Source organism: Hyphomicrobium sp., assembly GCF_047600905.1.
In the GTDB taxonomy this organism is placed as follows: domain Bacteria; phylum Pseudomonadota; class Alphaproteobacteria; order Rhizobiales; family Hyphomicrobiaceae; genus Hyphomicrobium_B.
This window is the reverse complement of the sequence record NZ_JASGKD010000001.1, coordinates 2682089-2701428: the sequence shown is the minus strand read 5'-3', so window position 1 is coordinate 2701428 and position 19340 is coordinate 2682089. Positions and strand designations below refer to the sequence as shown.

The window sequence follows — 19340 nt, the reverse complement described above, 5'->3', positions numbered from 1 at the left end:
TGTACTCCGACCGATGGTTGGGGCGCTGTTGAGAAATTCCCTGCGCATCCTTTTTTGCGCGGGGTCGACAATTGCACCGACGAAACATTGCGCTGTTGCGCGTTGATGGTTGATAACGGTTAGCAATTTCAGCGCATGTCTTATTTTTCACGTAAAGCTTGTCGCCAAGAGTTCGATATCTTTGCTAGGCTCCGCCCCGCAGGAATCGAATTGGCTTCCGGCAGCAAAGGGAAAATGTCGATGCGGGGACCCTCCGGGCGTTTGCTGAGTGTTGGCCTTGTCGCGATTGCGCTGACGGTCGCCGGATTTTTCAGCGAGGCTCCGGCCCGCTCTCAAGATCAGGACCAGGATCCTGGACAGGACGAGATTTCGACGTCCATTCTCGGCAACTATCTCGCAGGTCGGTTTGCGCGCGCGGCGCAGGACACCGAGGAAGCCGCAGATTTCTACGGGCGCGCTTTGGAGCGCGATCCCAATAACGAAATTCTGCTCGAGCAAGCGTTTCAGATGGAGACGATGTCGGGCGATTGGCCGAAGGCCATTCCGCTCGCTGAGCAGTTGGCGTCGACGGGCGACTCTCATCGCATGTCGCAATTCCTGCTCGGCGTCACGGCGTTCAAAGCGGGCGACTATAAGAAAGCCGAGGAACGCTTCACGGCCGCCTCCGAAAATCCGATCGGTGAGTTGACAAGCGCAATCGCAATCGGTTGGACGCGGCTCGCTGCGGGAGACGCCGACGGTGCCTTGAAGTCGCTCGATCTCCCAAAGCAGCCTGACTGGGCGCAGTTTTATCTGCGCTACCATCGTGCGCTGATCGCCGACATCGCCGGTCGCAAGGCCGACGCGCGCGCGGCCTACGATAAGGTTTTCCGCCAGGACAGCCGCACGCTTAGAACGTCGCTGGCCTATGCACAGTCCGCGGCCCATTACGGTGATTTCAAAACCGCGCGACAAATCATCAGCAAGCAGCTCGCCAAGAGCCAGGGTGATCCACACCCGCTCGCCAAGGAGATGCTGGCCCGCATCAAGGCGAAGGAAAAGACGCCGTTCCTGATCTCGACCCCGACCGAAGGACTGGCCGAAGTCTTTTATGGCTTGGGTGAGGCTCTCGCCGGCGAAGGCGGAGTGAGCCTCGGCACGATCTACCTGCAGCTCGCGCTCGATGCGAAGCCCGATCACATCTTCGCTCTGGCCGCGCTCGCCAATGCGCAGGAAGCCGTCAAGCGCTACGATGAAGCACTGAAGACGTATGATCGCATTCCGGCGGGCACGCCGCTGCAGAGCGCGATCGATATCCGCCGCGCCTTCGATCTCAACTCGCTCGACAAGACGGACGAAGCCAAGGCCGTTCTCGTCAAGCTGACCGAAGAAAACCCGAAAGACGTCCGCCCCTACGAAGCGCTCGGCAATATCATGCGGGCGCGCAAGGATTATGCGAGCGCCGTCACCTACTTCACCAAAGCGTTGTCGGTCATCGATAAGTCCGATCCGCGCAACTGGGGTTACTACTACGCGCGCGGCACGTCTTATGAGCGGCTGAAGAACTGGCCAGCGGCCGAAGCCGATCTGAAGCGTGCTCTGACGCTCGCTCCCGATCAGCCTCTCGTCCTGAACTATCTCGGCTACTCGTGGGTCGACCAGGGCAAGAACCTGAAGGAAGGCACGCGCCTGATCGAGAAGGCCGTGCAACTCAAGCCCGACGATGGCTATATCGTCGATAGCCTCGGGTGGGCCCACTATAAGCAAGGCAACTTCAAGGAAGCCGTCCGCTACCTAGAGCGCGCCGTCGAGATCAAGCCCGAAGACCCGACCTTGAATGATCATCTGGGCGATGCCTTCTGGAAGGTCGGACGCGAGCGGGAGGCACGGTTCCAGTGGTCCCAGGCTCTTTCGCTCAGTCCGGAGCCCGAGGACGTCGACAAGATCAAGGCCAAGCTTGAGCGCGGCCTTGACGCCAAAGGTGAGGCCAAGGCCACCAATGGCTCCAGTCGTCAGGTCCAGACCGAAGCTCTGCGGCCCCGCACGGAAAATAAGACGGGAACACCCGGCAGAGCGGTCGAATAATAACTGCGCGTCAATAAAGTTCGCAGAAAAACAGGCGCTCAAGCGCCTGTTTTTGTATCGTGGAATGCAATGCCGACAATGGAATTCGCGCCCGCCAAGATCAACCTGACGCTTGAAGTGCTGGGCCGCCGTCCTGACGGCTATCACGAGCTTCGCAGTCTCGTTGCCTTTGCTACTGACGCAGGCGATCGGCTGAAGCTTGACGAAGAAGAAGCTTCGCAAACCTTGACCGAGGGTCCTTTCGCGACCGGACTGAGCGGCGCCAACCTGGTGGACGCTGCCGTCGCGGCCGTGGCCCGGCTCGTCCCGAATTTTCAGCCCGGACGATTGACGCTCGAAAAAAATCTTCCCGTCGCCAGCGGCATCGGTGGCGGCTCGGCCGACGCCGCTGCCGCGCTCCGCCTTTTGAAGGCCCACTATCCGCAAGTCGCCGCACTCGACCTGGAAACGATCGCGCTCTCACTCGGCGCCGACGTTCCAGTCTGCCTGAAAAGCGAAAGCGCAGTGATGACGGGTGTTGGCGAGCACATCAGCGAAGTCGAGCTTCCCACCGGATTGTTCGCCGTACTCGCCAATCCGCTCATCGAGGTGCCGGACAACAAGACCGCCGAAGTTTTCCGACTGCTCAACGCCGGTCCGCTTCCCGTAGATAACGCAGCAGAAAATCCGCCCGTCTTCTCCTCGATCGGCGATGTCATCCGTTATGCCGCCCTGCGCGGCAACAGTCTGGAAGCGCCGGCTCGGCAGCTCTTTCCTGAAATCATGACCGTGCTGTCGGAACTGGCGCGACTTCCCCGCTCCCGGATCGCGCAGCTATCGGGCGCCGGGCCTACATGCTTCGCTTTGTTCGAAACGGAGCATGCAGCCACCACGGCCGAGCGCCGATTGAAGCTTCAGCATCCGAACTGGTGGGTCGCAGCATCGCGATTGAGCTAGGCCGCCGGACGTCGTTTCACGCCTTCAGTGCGAGCGGCCGATGCAAAACTCGATCACCTGCTCAAGCGCATCCTTCTCGCGGCTCGACGGGAAGATCGCCAGCGCATCGCGCGCGATCGAACCATAGGACCGTGCACGTTCGAACGTCGCTTCGATCGCCTTGTGGCGCCGCATCAATGATATCGCCTGCTCAAGATCGCCGTCGGCGATATCGCCCTCGGCAATCGTGCGGTTCCAGAACTGTCTTTCATCGTTCGAACCGCGCCGGAACGACAGGATTACCGGCAGGGTGATCTTGCCTTCGCGGAAGTCATCGCCGACTGATTTGCCGAGCCGCGTACTGTCGCCGGCATAATCGAGGGCATCATCGACGAGCTGGAATGCAAGTCCGAGATTCTTGCCGTAGGAGCGCAGCGCCGACTGTTCCTCGTTGGGCCGCAGTGCCAGCGCCGCGCCCGATTCCGCCGCGGCCGAAAACAGAGCCGCCGTCTTGGAATTGATGATCGTCAGATAATCATCCTCGGTCGTCGAGGTGTTCTTGGCGGCCGCAAGCTGCATCACTTCGCCTTCCGCGATCGTCGCGGCGGCGTTCGACATGATGCGAAGAACCGGCAATGATCCGACGTCGACGAACATCTTGAAGGCTTGACCGAGAAGGAAGTCGCCGACCAGCACGCTCGCCTGGTTGCCCCAAATCATTCGCGCCGTCTTGCGTCCGCGCCGTGTTGCGCTCTCGTCGACCACGTCGTCGTGGAGCAGGGTCGCGGTGTGCATGAACTCGACCGCTGATGCCGTCCGGATATGGCCATTGCCCGTGTATCCGCAAAGCTTGGCGGTCGCGAGCGCCAGCATCGGACGAAGCCGCTTGCCCCCACTGTCGATCAGGTGGTGCGCAAGCTCCGGGATCATGTCGACGTCGGACACCGCCTTGTCGAGAATGATCCGATTGATGGCTTCCAGGTCCTCGGCCACCAGGTTCAGAAGCGGCTGCAGCTTCTGGCTGGTCTCACGGACGTCTTCGAGCGGAATAACGCGACCCAAGGTGGCCCCCAAATGTTCTAAACCGTGGTAATATATGCGCTGGTGGTGAGGCCGTCACGCGGCATCCGGCGTGGCAATGACAATGACCTGTTTTTTGGAATTGCCATGCGCGAGTTAATTTTGACGAACGATCTTGTCCTTATCAGTTACGTCGAAGCACTGCTCGCCGATCAGGGCATCGAAGCGGTCGTATTTGACCGAAATATTAGCCTGATGGAAGGGTCAATTGGTGCATTCCCGCGACGTCTTGTCGTTGACGAAGAGTCCTGGAACCGGGCAAGCCGGATCCTGAAAGACGCTGGGCTTGGTGAATGGGTCGTTGATCATGAACGCACCTGAGCCCGACCTGAAGTTTGCGGAAAATGTTAGCGAAGACCTTTTTCTCGGTGACGCCCTTGTGGTTCGCCAGCCGCGAGCGGGCTATCGGGCAGGAACCGACGCTGTGCTTCTGGCCGCCGTCCTCGCGCCTGAATTCGTCGGCGGACAGACCGTTTTGGACGTCGGCTCCGGCGTCGGTGTCGTCGGCCTGTGCGTGGCGGCACGTTGTCCCAGCAGCAGGGTCGTCCTGGTCGAGCGGGAGCCGAAGCTCGCCGAACTCGCCCGCGAGAACATCGACCGCAACGGTCTTGCCATGCGCGTATCGGTTGTCGAGACGGATATCGCACGCGCCACCGGTGCATTGGAGACCGCCGCCATTGCCTCCGAGACATTCGATTTCGTACTCGCCAATCCGCCCTACCACGACGAGGGCCGCGGGACGGCCGCAGGAGACCGCCTACGGGCAGCGTCCCACCAGATGCCCCAGGATGCGCTCGGGACATGGGCACGCTTCATGAACCGCATGGCGGCCCCGGGCGGCCTTGCTGCCATCATTCACAAGGCTGAGGCTTTGCCGCGAATTCTCTCCGCATTCGACGGCCGTTTTGGCGGCATGAACGTGCTGCCGATTCACCCCCGCGCCGGAGAACCCGCAATCCGCGTTGTCGTGACGGGCATCAAAGGCAGCCGCGCGCCGGTCTCGATATTGCCGGGCCTCGTTCTGCACGGTCCCGACCACGCATTCCTTCCCGAAATTGAAGCGGTGTTCCGCCACGGTGCGGCTCTTCCGATAAAAATCGGCGGCTGATCGCCACTGGCAGCCCTGCCGCGATTGCACTAGACAATCCGCTCTCCGTCGCATGCCGAGCAATTCCCTTTAAAGCCGCCCGCAGGAGTTTGAATTCATGTGGCCGTTTTCGCGTCAGCCTGTCGTTCCCGTCTTGCAATTCAGCGGCCCGATCGGCATGGCAACTCCGTTGCGGCCCGGACTGTCTCTCGCCTCTTACGCTGGCGCAATCGACAAGGCGTTTTCTCTGTCCAAACTTCCGGGCGTAGCGGTCGTCATCAATTCGCCGGGCGGCTCTCCGGTTCAATCCAATTTGATCTTCAAGCGGCTTCGCCAGATGGCTGCCGAAAAGGAAAAGAAGATCTACGTGTTCTGCGAAGACGTCGCGGCCTCTGGCGGGTATTTCCTCGCGATCGCGGGCGATGAGATCTATGCCGATCCGTCCTCCATCGTCGGTTCGATCGGCGTCGTGTCGCGAAGCTTCGGCTTCGTCGACCTGCTGGAACGGATCGGCGTCGAGCGCCGCGTCTATACCGCCGGCACCAACAAGAACCAGCTCGATCCCTTTCTCCCTGAAAACCCCGAAGACATCGAGCGCCTGAAGTCGATCCAAAAGGACGTACACGATGTTTTCATCGGCCTCGTCAAGGAGCGTCGGCTCGGCAAGCTGAAGGCCCCCGATGACGAGCTTTTCTCGGGCGCCTTCTGGTCCGCAGCCAAGGCCGCCGAATATGGCCTCATCGATGGCATAACGGATATCCGCTCCAAAATGCGTCAGCTCTTCGGCGACAAAGTCCGCCTGAAAGTCGTTGAGCCGGAACGCGGAGGGCTTTTGTCGCGCCTTCGCCGCACGCCCGGTGCATCCGGCTTGGGCCACGCCGGTCTTGCTTTTGCCGACGATCTGGTGTCGGCTATCGAAGCGCGCTCGCTTTGGTCGCGCTTTGGGATTTGAGGCCGGAGGGCCGCACTATGCCCCCAGTGATGTTTCTTGCCGTTGTTGGCCTAGCCGGTCTGGCCGGCTACCGGCTGCTTGGTGCCTTGGCGCGACAGGGCCAAGCCGCCCGGGCGGAAGACGCTCGCATGAAACGCGCAACCGCCCCTGTCCGCGACCTTGGAAATCTCGAATGGGACGAGGCGGCCGGCGTTTACCGCCCGCGCCAGCAGCGCGAAGGCTGATCGAACCGGCGCGCCCCCTCTGATCCTCATCACGAAGGCCCCGCAGCGCCACAAATTCCGCGAGCGACGTTCACAGCCTGGGATTCTGCCGGAACGCCCGCAAATTCGCCGCCTCAACGCGTGACAAGCAGGTGTTAACGCGTATATTGCCGCCGAAAATTCAGCCCGGACGAGCGAAAAGACATGCCCCAGACGTCGGTTGCAACGAAGGCCGGACGCCTGCCCGCGCTGCGCCCCAAAGCAGCCTTTCAGGACCTCATCCTGACCCTTGAGAATTTCTGGAGCGCCGAAGGCTGCGTCATCCTTCAGCCCTACGACATGGAAGTCGGCGCCGGTACCTTCCATCCGGCCACGACGCTGCGATCTTTGGGCCCGAAACCCTGGTCGGCCGCCTATGTCCAGCCCTCGCGCCGCCCGAAGGATGGCCGTTACGGCGAGAACCCCAACCGGCTTCAGCACTATTATCAGTTCCAAGTCATCATGAAGCCGTCTCCGGCGAATATGCAGGAGCTGTATCTCGCCAGTCTCGACGCCATCGGCATCGACACGTCACTGAACGATATCCGCTTCGTCGAGGACGATTGGGAAAGCCCGACGCTCGGCGCTTGGGGACTTGGCTGGGAAGTCTGGTGCAACGGCATGGAAGTCTCGCAGTTCACATACTTCCAGCAGGTCGGCGGCTTCGACTGCAATCCCGTTTCGGGCGAGATCACCTATGGTCTTGAACGCCTCGCCATGTACGTTCAGGGCGTCGACCGCGTCTTCGATCTGAATTTCAATGGCCGTGACGACGACAAGCGCCTGACCTACGGCGATGTCTTCCTGCAGGCCGAGCGCGAGTATTCCCGCTATAACTTCGAGCACGCCAACACCGAGGTGCTGCTCCGTCATTTCAAGGACGCCGAAGCCGAATGCAACGCGCTTCTCGATGCCGGCGAAAAGAACGGTGAGGAGCACTTGCTCGCGCTCCCCGCCTACGATCAATGCATAAAAGCGAGCCACATCTTCAACCTGCTCGACGCTCGGGGCGTGATTTCGGTCACGGAACGTCAGAGCTACATCCTACGCGTTCGCGACTTGGCAAAAAAATGTTGCGGCGCATGGCTAAAGACAGAAGGAGGACGCGCATGAACGACACCACCCTTGGAATTATCGCAGCGGCCGTACCGCTGGTGATCATCGGTTTCTTCGCACTTCGACGCTTGCCGTGGATCTTCGCGTTTTTCCTCGCCCTCGTAGCGGTTGGCATCGGCTACCTCGAGACGACGGGAACGATGAGAGAGTTCGGGCACAAAGTGCGTGTCGCGCTTCCTGCCGGCATCCTTCCGGAGCATAAGAAGGCTGAGGAAAGCGCTCCGGCTGATGGTGGTGCGATGAAGGCGCTGCCGCCAGCTGAAACCCCGGCTCCGGCGACGCCGCCCGCCGCGGAATCGGCGCCGACGCCGCCTGCAACGCCTGCGCCCGAAGCACCGGCAACGCCGCCACCGGCCGCGGAAACGGCTCCGGCTCCCGCCGCTCCGGCACCTGAAGCGGCCCCGGCGACGCCTCCGCCTGCCGAACCGGCCCCGGCCGCTCCGGACAGCACGACGACGCCTGCGCCTGCAACGCCCGCGCCGGCGAACCCATAACGCAACCGCTCTCCCCGTCGCAGCGTCGTGGCGGGGGGAGGCCAAGGGTGAGGGGCCGAACGCAGCACCCTGCATCTCTCTACCCCTCACCCTCACTCTTTTCCGCTATGACCGGAGAAGAGCCAGACTCGCGAGAACGACCCTGAATGTCCGAACTTCTACTTGAGCTTCTGTCGGAGGAAATTCCGGCGCGCATGCAGCTGCGAGCTGCGGACGATCTGAAGCGCCTTATCGTCGATGGTCTGAAATCGCGCGGCCTCGAAGCCGGAGAAGCGCGCGCCTACTCGACCCCGCGGCGCTTGACCCTCGTGATCGACGGCGTTCCGCCGGCATCGCCCGCCATTTCCGAAGAAAAGAAGGGTCCACGCGTCGGCGCTCCCGATCAGGCGGTGCAGGGCTTTCTGAAGTCGGCCGGCCTTGCCTCGGTGAAGGATGCGACGGTCGTCAAGGACGAGAAGAAGGGCGATTACTACCTCGCCAAGATCGAAAAGCCGGGCCGCGACGCGCCCGACATCATCGCCGAGACGGTACGAGAGATCGTCGCGAAATTCCCGTGGCCGAAATCCATGCGCTGGGGTGCGCCGCTCTTCACCGAGCTTCTCGACGATAAAGGCGAAGCCGTCCGCGACGACGCTGGAGCGATCATCGAGGTCGAGGAATGGCTGCGCTGGGTCCGGCCTTTGCAGTCGATCGTCTGCCTGCTCGGCGGCAAGGTCGTGCCGTTCGAAATCGCCGGCCTGCGCGCCGGGCAAGAAACTCGCGGCCATCGCTTCCTCGGACCGGGACCGTTCAAGGTCAAGAATTTCCACGACTACGAGGAAAAGCTCGCCGAGCATCACGTCGTCCTCGATCCGGCCAAACGCGTCGCCGCAATTTCCGAACAGGCACACAAGCTCGCCAAGGATGCGAAGCTCGAACTCGTCGAGGATGATGCGCTGCTGGCCGAGAACGCCGGTCTGACCGAATGGCCCGTGGTTTTGATGGGCTCGTTCGAGAAGGCCTTCCTTGAAGTCCCGGGCGAAGTCCTGACGACATCGATGAAGACGCACCAGAAGTGCTTCTCGCTGCGCGATCCGAAGACGAAGAAGCTCGCGAATAAATTCCTGCTTGTCTCGAACCTTCTCGCCAAGGATGGCGGCGCGCAGATCATCGCTGGCAACGACAAGGTCATCCGCGCGAGGCTGTCGGATGCGAAATTCTTCTGGGAGCAGGACCTGAAGCATCCGCTCGGCGAGATGGCGGGCAAGCTCGCGAACATCACCTTCCACGAAAAGCTTGGCAGCCAGAAGGATCGCGTCGAGCGCATCGAGCAGTTGGCGTTCGAATTGGCAGGAGCTTGCGATGCCGACCCGCAGGACGCACGCCGCGCCGCCGGTCTGTGCAAGGCCGATCTCGTCTCCGAAATGGTCGGCGAGTTCCCCGAGCTTCAGGGACTGATGGGCCGCTATTATGCGGAAGCCGTCGGCACCAAGCCCGAGATCGCGCGCGCCATCGAGCTGCACTACAAGCCGAAAGGCCCGACCGATACCGTTCCGCGCGAGGATCAGGGAGATGCCGTCGCTGTCGCCGTCGCGCTCGCCGATAAGCTCGATACCCTCGTCGGCTTCTGGGCCATCGGCGAAAAGCCGACCGGCTCCGGCGACCCCTACCAGCTCCGCCGCGCCGCCCTCGGTGTCATTCGGATCGTGCTTGAGAACGATCTGCGCGTGCCGTTGGTACGTTCATTGGAAATCGCACTCGGTCTGTACAAGCGCATAGATCGATCAGGTTCGTCGCGAACTGATAAGTCGTCTAAGCCTTCGTTTGAAAACGTCTTCGAAGATCTAAAGTATTTTTTCGCCGACCGCCTGAAAGTCTTCCTCAAAGACCAGGGCAAGCGCCACGACCTGATCGACGCCGTCTTCTCGCTCGGCGGCCAGGATGATCTCGCGCTCATCGTCAAGCGCGTCGAAGCCCTCGACGCCTTCCTCAAGACCGACGACGGCACGAACCTGCTCGCAGGCGTCAAACGCGCCGCCAACATCCTCGCCATCGAAGAGAAGAAGGACAAGACCTCCTACGCCGGTCCCTACGACCTCTCGCTTCTCAAAGAGAAAGAGGAAATCGCGCTTGCCGCCGCCATCGAAGCGGTGAAGCAGGACACGACGTCCGCCATTCAGGTCGAGAATTTCGCCGGCGCCATGCGCGCGCTGTCGGAACTGCGTGCGCCAGTCGATGCGTTCTTCGAGAAAATTCTCGTCAACGCCGACGACAAGAAGGTCCGCGAGAACCGGCTGCGCCTCTTGTCCGAAATCCGAGCCGCCACGCTTACCGTCGCCGACTTCTCCAAAATCAGCGGCTGACCACTACCACGTTTGTTGGGCATCGGCCCCCACCGCAACCTCCCCAAAAAAAAACCTCGGGATGAACCCGAGGTTTAGGGACGAGAGGCGTGGAGGAAAAATCCGATTAGTGCGCGGAAATCATCGCCACCTTGCTGGGCGCGAATGGCTTCACATCGGAATGCGAAACCGGCTGCGCCTCGGAGGCGAAGAAGCCCGGGCCGTTCATGACGCTCAGCCAATGCACCGTGGCGTTGGCGGCATAAGCAAAAGTAATGATGGCGATAACAACTGCTGCCGAGAGCATGGTCACATACGCAAGGTATTCAGAAACAACCAACTTTGCGCTCGCAACACGTGCGCGCGGCGCGTTCGTGCGGTTGAGGGAGTGGTAGACGAATTTCTGATCCATGATCGTTCTCGCTTGCGCAGTACGCGTGGGGAGGGGGGAGCACTCAGCCTGCGCGTTCCAGTGAACTTCCGACGGCTGAAATGGGTTCCGGATGACGTTTCGTCTAGATGTGGATAGTCGCGACGAAAGCGCCGAACCTTCCATCTTTTTCAAATCGCGCGAAAAAACCGGGAGAACCCGCCGATCGGCCTAAGCCTCGGCCGCCGCCGAGGCCTCTTCATAGGCTTCCGTTGCCCGAAGCCAGACGTCCTCGGCCGACTGCAGATCGCGGGCGAATTGTCCTCGCTGCTGCGCCGCCGCCTGGGCCTTCTGCGGGTTGCTGGTGTAGATGCCGGCGTCGCCTAACAACGCATCGAGCGCGGCGATCTCTTTCGCCAGCTTCTCGACCTGTTTCTCGGCTGCGAGCATCGCTTTCTTGAGCGGCGCCAACTCGGCCCGCTTTTCGGCGGCAGCGCGACGCTGGTCCGTACGTGAGGAGCGTGCGTCGCCGCCGCTCTCTTCCCGCCGCTCAGACGTCCGCGCCCCGCGCTCTTCCAGCAACAGCGCGCGATAGCTGTCCATGTCGCCGTCGTAGGGCTTCACCGTGCCGTTTCGTACAAGCCAGAGCCGATCCGCAGTCGCTTCGATCAGATGCCGGTCGTGGCTGATGAGAATGACCGCGCCGTTGTATTCCATCAGCGCGTGGATCAGCGCCTCGCGGCTGTCGATATCCAGATGGTTCGTCGGCTCGTCGAGGATCAGGATGTGTGGCCCATGAAACGCCGTCAGCGCCAGCAGCAGCCGCGCCTTCTCGCCGCCCGACAGTTTCCCGCACGCCGTATCGGCCTTGTCCGCGCTGAAGCCGAACGTCCCGAGCTTCGTCCGCCGTTGCGCTTCCGTCGCGTCCGGCATCAGCTTCAGCATGTAATCGTAGGGCGTCGAGTTGGGCAGAAGATCGTCGAGCTGATGCTGCGCGAAATATCCGACGTCGACTTTCTGCGCGCCGAACACGTCGCCCGAAAGCGGCTTCAACCGCCCGGCGATGAGTTTCGCGAGAGTCGATTTGCCGTTGCCGTTCTGTCCCAGCAGCGCGATGCGATCATCGTTGTCGATACGCAAGTCGATGCCGGACAGGATCGGATGATCCACCTCATAACCCGCGCTCGCTTTTTCTATCCGCAACAGCGGACTGGCAATGATCTTCTGCGGATCGGGGAAATGAAACGGCACGACGCGATCATCGACCTGCGCCGCGATCGGTTGCATCTTGGCGAGCGCTTTCACGCGGCTCTGCGCCTGCGCGGCCTTGCTCGCCTTCGCCTTGAAGCGGTCAATGAATGCCTGCAAATGCCGCCGCTGCTCGTCCTGCTTCTTCTTGAGCTTCATTTCGAGGCGCTGTTTCTCGCGCCGCGCCTCTTCGAAATCATCATAGCCGCCCGCGTAAAGCGTCAGCTTGCCCTTATCGAGATGCAGGATCTCCGTCACCGCGCTGTTCAGCAGATCGCGGTCGTGGCTGACGATCAGCACCGTATGCGGATAGCTTCTGAGATGGTTCTCGAGCCACAGCGTGCCTTCGAGATCGAGATAGTTCGTCGGCTCGTCCAGCAGCAGGATGTCGGGCTTCAGAAACAGGATGGCGCCAAGCGCGACCCGCATCCGCCAACCGCCGGAAAATTCCCGGCAGGCCCGCCGCTGCGCCGCTTCGTCGAACCCGAGGCCCGATAGAATGCGTGCCGCCCGCGCGGGCGCCGAATGCGCATCGATGTCGGTCAGGCGCATCTGGATTTCCGCGATGCGTGCCGGATCGGTCGCCGTCTCGGCTTCGGCGAGCAGGCTGGCGCGCTCGCTATCGGCCGAGAGCACCCAGTCGATCAGGCTGTCATCGCCGCCCGGCGCTTCTTGCGCGACGTGGCCGAGGCGGGCATTGCGCGGAATGGAAATCGAACCGTCGTCAGGTGAGATCTCGCCCTTCAACAGCTTGAGCAGCGTCGTCTTGCCCGCGCCGTTGCGCCCGACCAGTCCGACCTTATGGCCCGACGGAATAGCGGCCGTCGCCTGATCCAGGATCGGCCGGCCCTCGATGCGATAGGTGAGATCGTTGATATGCAGCATGGGGAGAGGCGATAGCCGGTCCGCCGCGCGCTGTCACCGGGTCAGAGCGTAACGCCCAAGCGCGCCAGAACCGCCGGCATCAACAGATAGGCCGCAAACGTTAGCGCCGAGGCAATGGCAAGGCTCAACCAGAAATCGAAACCCCGCGTGAGCAGCACGGGCAACGCCAGAAACAGCACGAGGGAGGGCAGCACGTACCAGAAGATGCTGCTCGAAAGCTGCGCGATTTTCGCCGTGTCTCCGGTCTCTCCGTAAAGCCAGACGAACGCCAGCAACGAGGTCAGCGGCAAGGACGCAATGATGCCGCCGAGGACGGTCGAACGCTTCGAGGCTTCGGAAATCGCAACAACCAGCACCGCGGTCAGTAAAACCTTGATCGCGGCCTGGAGCATGTCAGCCTGACACCACCGGCTTCAGGGTTTCATAGAGCAGCCGATCGCGCACGGCTTGATCCTGGACGGCCAGATGCGCGATGAACCATTCCTGCACCATCCGGCAGACCTGCTCGGGCTCGCGCTTCGCCAGCAGTTTTGGATTGGAGAAGACCTGCAAATCTTCTTCCTTCCATCCGAGCTTACCCAGCTCCTTGATGAGAATGTCGTAATCGCTCTTCACCGCGGAATCGTGCTTCGTCGGGCTCTTCGAGCCTTCCGATATGGCTTCGAAAATGGCATCCGCTTGGGCATTGAGCGCCGTCGCTGTCTCGGGATGCTCCATCATCTGGATCACCGCGGGGCTCGTTTCGCCCTTCGAGATGAAGCCGAAGCAAGCGCTCACGCTCTGCGCCCTGAGCGCTTTGAGATGATTGAGGAATGCTTCCGCGATGGCCTGAAGCTTTTGGGAACTCGCAGCCAGCGCTTTGTCCGCATTTTGACGCCGCAGCGTGACGAGTCCCTGCGCCAGCAAAGTCGCGACTTCGTTATCCGGTTTGTTGTCCGCAACGAGCTTGTTGGCCGCCGTCATCTCGTTCGAATACCAGTCCGGATATTCCCGCTTGATCAGCGCCCACACCGGAATGGTCTGCAGGCGCAGGTCGAGCGGCGACCCGTCGACGGACGGTGGTGCCGGTGGCGTAGCCGACGGCGGTTCGACTGCCGCAACCTGAGTTTGCGTCGTCGGCGGGGCCGGCGTCGCATCGGATGCGGGAGCTGACACGGACGATGTCGTCGTATCCGCGGCCGGCTGCGAAGACATCAGGACATCGTTTGATGCCGTCGTCGGCTTGGGCCCACCGAGCGCCGAAGGCGGCTCTGTGGCATTGGCGGAAGCGCTGTCGGCGGGCTTGTCCGTCGAGGCCGTCGTCGTTGCCGCCGAGGACGTATCGGCCGGCGCTGCGACGACAGGGGCGTCTTCGGCGCTGGTTCCGCCCGACGAGCCGCCGACCATGTCCATGATCGCGCCGCGATAGTTGGTAAAGGCAAACGCGCCGCCGCCGATCACGGTGATCGCAAGACCGGCAATCGCCAGACGCTTAATGAGGTTGCGCTCAGGTCTCGGCGCCGAGTCATAGTCGTTGCCGCGCGCATCGCTCAGAGTGGGAACCTGCGAATGCACGGCCTGGTTGGGCAAGGCGCTGCCGTAGCCGGAAGTCGTCGCTGACTTGGTTTCCTGCCCGAGAGCTTCGAATGCCGTCGGAAAGACGCTGGGCGCCGATTGCCATTCAGGCATCCCGGGCCGCCAGATCAGATCGCTCAGACGAAGATAATCATGCGCGACGAATGTGCGCATTTCGACGTCCGTCAGCGGCCCGTGCTGTTTGCCGTCGCGAGCAATATACCACTGAATATCGTTGGCCTGTGCCGTCATCATCGCTTCTTCGCACACGTAGGCATTACTGCCCTATCCCACGACCGTGCGCTCTTCGCCGGCCCACACTGTTCACACGTACTTGCGCCCGTCAATCGGGCGATTATGCGGTAAAAATCCATTTTCGCGTGTGACGTGCAACCGAATACTCCGAAGGCCCGTGTCCGGCGCTTGCTGGCGGCTTTGCGCGTCGCTATAAGCCCGCGGAACCCGCATAAAAACCGCAAAGCGAGACAGACTTATGGCCATCGAACGCACGTTTTCCATCATTAAGCCCGACGCCACGCGCCGCAATCTGACCGGCAAGATCAACGCCGTGATCGAAGATGCGGGCCTGCGCATCGTGGCTCAGAAGCGCGTTCGCTGGACCCGGGCCCAGGCCGAGAAGTTCTATGAAGAGCACAAGGCACGTCCATTTTACGGCGAACTCGTCGATTTCATGACGTCCGGGCCGATCGTTCTCCAGGCCCTTGAGGGCGAAAACGCCATCGCGAAGTACCGTGAGGTCATGGGTGCGACCGACCCCAAGGAAGCCGGCGAGGGCACGATCCGCAAGCTGTTCGCCGAATCCAAGGGCTCCAATTCGACCCATGGCTCCGACAGCCCCGCCGCCGCCGACCGCGAGATCGCGCTCAATTTCCGCCTCGATGAGATCGTCGGCTGAGGCGAAGCGAACCTTCGCTGGGCGCCGCGGTTCGATTGATCGATTCTCGGAAAGATGATGCGATGATCTCGCCGACTTACGTTCGCACGATGGCTCGCTACAACACTTGGCAGAATGCCAGTGTTTACGACGCGTGCGAACGTTTGGATGACGCCCAGCGGAAGGAAGACCGCGGCGCTTTCTTCCGCTCGATCCACGCCACGTTGAACCACATCCTGTGGGCCGATCAGATGTGGCTATATCGGTTTGGAGCTGTCCCCGCCCCGGAAAAGCGAACGATCGCTGAGGGATTGTCGCTCTTCGAAGATTGGCCGTCTCTGAGGGGTGAACGTGGCGCCTTCGATCGGATCATCGAAAAGTGGGCGGGTGCTTTGCAACCGTCCGCATGCGAGGGTGATCTGCACTGGGTCTCAGGCGCCACCGGCCGCGAGATGACGCAATCTCGGGCCATGCTCTTCGTGCATCTCTTCAATCATCAGACCCATCACCGGGGTCAGGTGAATGCGATGCTGACAGGCTTCGGCATCAAGCCCGGCATCACCGATCTGCCGTTCGCTCCGCCGGAATATCTGGGCGAGATTCAGCCGTAAGCGCCCTGCCGCCTGTCCCCAGTTCGCGCGCAAACGTTTCCATGTCGATCGCATTTTCCGATTTTGCGATGACGACCGTCGCGACGCCGTTGCCGACAAGATTGGTCAGCGCCCGCGCTTCCGACATGAAACGATCGATGCCGAGGATCAGGGCGAGTGATTCCACCGGCACATGCGATACCGAAGACAGCGTCGCCGCCAGCGTAATGAATCCGGATCCAGTGACCCCCGCCGCACCCTTGGAGGTCAGAAGCAGAACGCCGAGAACTCCGAGCTGCTGCTCGAGCGAAAGCTCGATATTCGTCGCTTGCGCCAGGAAAATCACGGCCATCGTCAGATAAATGCACGTGCCGTCGAGGTTGAAGGAATATCCGGTCGGTATGACGAGATTGACCACGTTCTCATGGCAACCGAGCCTGCGCATTTTCAAGATCATGCGCGGCAGCACGCTTTCCGACGACGACGTGCCAAGCACGATCAGCAACTCGTCCTTGATGTAGGCGAGGAACCGCACAATCGAGAAACCGTAGAAGCGTGCGATCAGTCCGAGGACGCCGAAGATGAAGATCAGGCACGTCAGATAGACCGCGACCATCAGATAGGCGAGGTTGGACAACTGTCCGATGCCGTATTTGCCGACCGTGAAGGCCATCGCGCCGAACGCGCCGATGGGCGCCAGCCGCATGATGAAGGCCACCATCTTGAAGAGCACCGCTCCGATCTGATCGATGATCGACAACAGAGGTTTGCCACGCTCGCCCAGCGACTGAAGCGCAAACGCGAAAAGAAGCGCGACAAGCAGAACCTGCAGAATATTGCCCTCCGAGAAGGCGCCGACGAGCGTCGTCGGAATGATGTCGAGGAGGAAACCGGTCGTCGTTTCATCCTTCGATTTCGCGATGTAGCTGGCGACACCCTTGGTATCGAGCGTGCTGACGTCGACGTTCATGCCGGCGCCCGGCTGCAGCAGATGGCCGACAACGAGGCCAATCACCAGCGCCAACGTGGTGATGATTTCGAAATAGATGAGCGCCTTCGCGCCGATACGCCCGACCCTTCTCAAGTCTCCCATCGACGCGATACCGTGCGTGACGGTCACGAAGATGATGGGCGCGATCAGCATCTTGATGAGCTTGATGAAGCCGTCGCCGAAAGGCTTCATCGCCTCGCCCGCGCTTGGGTAGACGTGCCCGAGCAAAATCCCGGCTGCGATCGCGACAAGAACCTGAAAATAGAGATGGGCGTAGATCGGTCGCGCACGCGAATGAGATGCGAGATTATCTTGGCCTGCGTGCATTGGTGCCTGCCCCCGGGATCGTGAGGCGGCACCCTAGTCGGGCCGGTCAATTCGGGAAAGCACTGCGCCCCGGATAATTCGCTTCGTTTCGAAATTTCGAGAAAATCCGCCGCGAGGGCCGCGCCGGATTTTGCCGGGCGTGCCCTCTCGGCGCTTCGTCCGGGAGCCTAAGATGCGCTGTCGGACGCATCCGCTGATCCGGACGGCAGACGGCCTGTTAGGCGGCCGCGACCCAGCTTCCCGCCACGAATCCGAACGCGACGGCATCCGGATTGCGGCGTGCTGTTTCCAGCAGTTTTTCTGGCGCCTCGACATCGAAGGCGGCTTGCGCATTCTCTTTGGACTTGCGCCGTTTCGCTCCCGTCAGCAAAAAGACGGGCTTCCCAAGTACGACTGTTCTCACGGACTCCATGGTTGAGGGCCTCCTGGAGTTTGGAACGGGGGACTTTGCGCTGTGTCTGAACGTCACGGGGGGAAGTGACATCCAGAATTCCCTATTAAATCCTTAACATGCCGAGACTATGACAGCCTTAACCGGCTTTGGATACCCGCCCCTCTCGCATATGCGAGCCCTCTACAACCTCGTTTTGCGCTTTTGTGAGTATTTGCCGAACGCAAAGGCCCCTATCGCGGCGCGATATTGCCTGTGGAAAACATTGCGGATGGCATTTGCGATCAAAGAATCAAATTGAGTAACGCGATGTTACGCGCGCGTCTTGAGTGCAAATCCGGCGGAAAAATTCGGAAAAAAGAAATGGCCGAGACGATCTCCCGGCCATTTTGCATTTCGACGTCAATTCGCTCGCGGCGAGCGTCAGCTCAGTTCGTGGATCTTGAATTTGAGGCCGCCCTTCGGCGTCAGCGTCACCGTCGCGTTGAGCCCGGCCGGATCCTTGCCGACATATTCCGGACGGAAGCGGCGAAGCAGCAGCGACAGCGCCAGCGTATTCTCGACCTGGCTCATCGCTCCGCCGATGCAGGAGCGCTTGCCCGCACCGAACGGAATGTAGCTGTACTTCACCTGCTTCTTGGCGTTGCCCGCCATCCATCGCTCGGGCTGGAACGATTCCGGCTCCGGCCAGAATTTCGGATTGTGGTGCGCGCCATAGCTGAAGATCGACACCCGGTCGCCCGGGTTGATCTTGACGCCGCCGATTTCATCCTCGGCCGCGGCGATACGAATGAGGCTCCAAACCGGCGGATAAATGCGCATCGTCTCCTGGATGACCGCGCGCGTGTAGGCGAGGCCGGAATAATCCGCCGCCGTCGGCTCGCGATCGCCGTAGACTTCTTCGCCTTCGCGCCGAATGCGTTCTGCCGCTTCCGGCCGCCGTGACGTCTCGTAAAGCGCCCAGGCAAGCGTCAAAGCCGTCGTCTCGGTGCCGGCCCATAAGTATTGCTTCAATTCGTCGATCGCCTGCTGCCGGTCGAATTCGGGAACAGATGGATCGGCGACCGTCGCCTCGATCATTTTCAGCAGCGTGCGCTCGCGCATTTCACGCGGGTCCGCGCCCATCACGGCCGGCGGCACGCTCGCCCAGACTTCCATCGCCTTGGCCGGATCTTCTTCCGTCATCTCGAACACTTCGCCCGCCTGCCTGCGCAAACGGATATCGCGATGGTTCATGACATCGGTGTAGGTCTTTACGCACTTGAACACGACGTGCGGATTGAACGGCATGTCGCGATCGAACAGCGCCTTGCAGATCATGTCGGCCGCGAGCGTCCAGGTCTGCTCGACCATTTCGAACGTTTCGCCGGTCTTCGCCAGTTCCGCCCAAAGCTTCGTCTTGGCGTCGATCGCGCGCAGGAAGTAGGGAATGTATTCGGCGAACATGTCGGGATGGAATGCCGGCTGCTGCGGCATCCGGATCTTCTGCCACAGCGCGCCGTCGTTCGTGATCATCGACTTGCCGAAGATCGGCTTCAGTCCGTCGAAATACTTGATGTAGTTGTCTGCCTTCGTCACCAGGACGTGCTTGAAATATTCGGGCTCCGAAATGAGCACGACGCGCTGGTTCGCCATGTTGACCGGCAGCACCGGACCATAGCGGTCCATCATCTGCATCAGAATGCGCATCGGGTTGTCCGGATCGCCGCGCAACAGCGGCGTCAGGTTGAACCAGATGCTGGATTCTTCTCCGAGTCCCAGGGTGTGGCTGGGGGTCGTTTCCATAGGCATTCTCCATTCGGGACCGGACGAGCGGTG

Annotated in this window: 19 protein-coding genes; 11 read left to right on the top strand and 8 right to left on the bottom strand. The window is 61.2% G+C overall.

The genetic code is table 11. The features are described from left to right. Positions 1-240: 240 nt before the first annotated feature. On the top strand, positions 241-2064 hold the full coding sequence (locus QM780_RS12920) for a tetratricopeptide repeat protein (protein ID WP_415070862.1): 1824 nt from the start codon (positions 241-243) through the stop codon (positions 2062-2064). Positions 2065-2142: 78 nt separating this feature from the next. Continuing rightward, positions 2143-3000, top strand: coding sequence for a 4-(cytidine 5'-diphospho)-2-C-methyl-D-erythritol kinase (locus QM780_RS12915; RefSeq protein WP_415070861.1), 858 nt, complete (start codon positions 2143-2145; stop codon positions 2998-3000). 24 nt (positions 3001-3024) lie between these two features. Here QM780_RS12915 and QM780_RS12910 read toward each other — a convergent pair whose 3' ends face one another. After that, a complete protein-coding gene (locus QM780_RS12910) occupies positions 3025-4041 on the bottom strand; it encodes a polyprenyl synthetase family protein (RefSeq protein WP_415070860.1) in 1017 nt (338 codons plus the stop codon). Between the two features lie 105 nt (positions 4042-4146). Here QM780_RS12910 and QM780_RS12905 point away from each other — a divergent pair, with 105 nt between their 5' ends. The 7 genes from QM780_RS12905 to glyS all read left to right on the top strand — a co-directional run bounded on the left by QM780_RS12905 (position 4147) and on the right by glyS (position 10292). Continuing rightward, the gene (locus QM780_RS12905; protein WP_415070859.1) at positions 4147-4380 is read left to right on the top strand and encodes a DUF2007 domain-containing protein; all 234 of its coding nucleotides are present in this window, start codon (positions 4147-4149) and stop codon (positions 4378-4380) included. After that, the gene (locus tag QM780_RS12900) at positions 4367-5167 is read left to right on the top strand and encodes a tRNA1(Val) (adenine(37)-N6)-methyltransferase (protein ID WP_415070858.1); all 801 of its coding nucleotides are present in this window, start codon (positions 4367-4369) and stop codon (positions 5165-5167) included. Before QM780_RS12905 ends, QM780_RS12900 begins: the two co-directional genes overlap by 14 nt. A 97-nt stretch (positions 5168-5264) precedes the next feature. After that, on the top strand, positions 5265-6098 hold the full coding sequence (locus QM780_RS12895) for a S49 family peptidase (RefSeq protein WP_415070857.1): 834 nt from the start codon (positions 5265-5267) through the stop codon (positions 6096-6098). A gap of 17 nt (positions 6099-6115) precedes the next feature. Next, on the top strand, positions 6116-6322 hold the full coding sequence (locus QM780_RS12890) for a hypothetical protein (protein ID WP_415070856.1): 207 nt from the start codon (positions 6116-6118) through the stop codon (positions 6320-6322). 183 nt (positions 6323-6505) lie between these two features. After that, positions 6506-7453: a glycine--tRNA ligase subunit alpha gene (locus QM780_RS12885; RefSeq protein WP_415070855.1), complete on the top strand. Its 948-nt coding sequence runs from the start codon at positions 6506-6508 to the stop codon at positions 7451-7453. Continuing rightward, complete coding sequence (locus QM780_RS12880; RefSeq protein WP_415070854.1) at positions 7450-7950, top strand: hypothetical protein; 501 nt, start codon at positions 7450-7452, stop codon at positions 7948-7950. The genes QM780_RS12885 and QM780_RS12880 overlap by 4 nt, the downstream gene beginning before the upstream one ends. Before the next feature lie 146 nt (positions 7951-8096). Next, complete coding sequence (gene glyS / locus QM780_RS12875) at positions 8097-10292, top strand: glycine--tRNA ligase subunit beta (RefSeq protein ID WP_415070853.1); 2196 nt, start codon at positions 8097-8099, stop codon at positions 10290-10292. Positions 10293-10398: 106 nt separating this feature from the next. Here the strand turns inward: glyS and QM780_RS12870 are convergent, their stop codons facing one another. From QM780_RS12870 to QM780_RS12855, 4 genes are all read right to left on the bottom strand, one after another. Beyond that, positions 10399-10683, bottom strand: a complete 285-nt coding sequence (locus tag QM780_RS12870) for a hypothetical protein (RefSeq protein WP_415070852.1) — start codon at positions 10681-10683, stop codon at positions 10399-10401. Between the two features lie 189 nt (positions 10684-10872). Further along, on the bottom strand, positions 10873-12774 hold the full coding sequence (locus QM780_RS12865; protein WP_415070851.1) for an ABC-F family ATP-binding cassette domain-containing protein: 1902 nt from the start codon (positions 12772-12774) through the stop codon (positions 10873-10875). 41 nt (positions 12775-12815) lie between these two features. Continuing rightward, positions 12816-13166, bottom strand: a complete 351-nt coding sequence (locus tag QM780_RS12860; RefSeq protein WP_415070850.1) for a DUF3147 family protein — start codon at positions 13164-13166, stop codon at positions 12816-12818. Between the two features lies 1 nt (position 13167). Then, complete coding sequence (locus tag QM780_RS12855) at positions 13168-14583, bottom strand: GYF domain-containing protein (protein ID WP_415070849.1); 1416 nt, start codon at positions 14581-14583, stop codon at positions 13168-13170. Between the two features lie 238 nt (positions 14584-14821). On the opposite strand from QM780_RS12855, the gene ndk reads away from it, so the two are divergent. Together ndk and QM780_RS12845 are read left to right on the top strand one after the other, a co-directional pair. Beyond that, positions 14822-15244, top strand: a complete 423-nt coding sequence (gene ndk / locus QM780_RS12850) for a nucleoside-diphosphate kinase (protein ID WP_415070848.1) — start codon at positions 14822-14824, stop codon at positions 15242-15244. Between the two features lie 62 nt (positions 15245-15306). Continuing rightward, positions 15307-15834 (top strand): DinB family protein, encoded by a 528-nt coding sequence (locus tag QM780_RS12845; protein ID WP_415070847.1) that lies wholly within the window; start codon positions 15307-15309, stop codon positions 15832-15834. Here the strand turns inward: QM780_RS12845 and QM780_RS12840 are convergent. From QM780_RS12840 to QM780_RS12830, 3 genes are all read right to left on the bottom strand, one after another. After that, on the bottom strand, positions 15782-17131 hold the full coding sequence (locus QM780_RS12840; protein WP_415070846.1) for a dicarboxylate/amino acid:cation symporter: 1350 nt from the start codon (positions 17129-17131) through the stop codon (positions 15782-15784). The two genes, QM780_RS12845 and QM780_RS12840, sit on opposite strands and share 53 nt — an antisense overlap. A gap of 217 nt (positions 17132-17348) precedes the next feature. After that, the gene (locus QM780_RS12835; RefSeq protein ID WP_415070845.1) at positions 17349-17543 is read right to left on the bottom strand and encodes a hypothetical protein; all 195 of its coding nucleotides are present in this window, start codon (positions 17541-17543) and stop codon (positions 17349-17351) included. A 402-nt stretch (positions 17544-17945) separates the two neighbouring features. After that, positions 17946-19307 (bottom strand): cytochrome P450, encoded by a 1362-nt coding sequence (locus tag QM780_RS12830; protein WP_415070844.1) that lies wholly within the window; start codon positions 19305-19307, stop codon positions 17946-17948. Positions 19308-19340: the final 33 nt, after the last annotated feature.